This is a genomic window from Pseudomonas sp. 01L34, from assembly GCF_056400265.1.
The window spans coordinates 1-481 of sequence record NZ_JBFTSX010000047.1 but is presented as its reverse complement, the minus strand read 5'-3'; the positions used below and the strand labels follow the sequence as shown (position 1 = coordinate 481).

Annotated in this window: 1 rRNA gene; it reads right to left on the bottom strand. The window is 50.1% G+C overall.

The features are described from left to right. Positions 1–308 (bottom strand): 16S ribosomal RNA (locus tag AC1DQM_RS29915); the annotation flags it as partial. Positions 309–481 lie beyond the last annotated feature (173 nt).

Genomic DNA, 481 nt, shown 5'->3' with positions numbered 1-481 from the left:
GACTGATCATCCTCTCAGACCAGTTACGGATCGTCGCCTTGGTGAGCCATTACCTCACCAACTAGCTAATCCGACCTAGGCTCATCTGATAGCGCAAGGCCCGAAGGTCCCCTGCTTTCTCCCGTAGGACGTATGCGGTATTAGCGTTCGTTTCCGAACGTTATCCCCCACTACCAGGCAGATTCCTAGGCATTACTCACCCGTCCGCCGCTCGCCACCAGGTACAAGTACCCGTGCTGCCGCTCGACTTGCATGTGTTAGGCCTGCCGCCAGCGTTCAATCTGAGCCATGATCAAACTCTTCAGTTCAAACATCTTTGGGTTTTTAAGAAACCCTAAACTTGGCTCAGCAATCGTTGGTTACATCTTTGATTTCTCGCGGAGTAACTTGTGATGCTGATAATCTTGTTGACTATCAGTCTGACTCCACAAGCACCCACACGAATTGCTTGATTCAGTTGTTAAAGAGCGGTTGGTTAAGA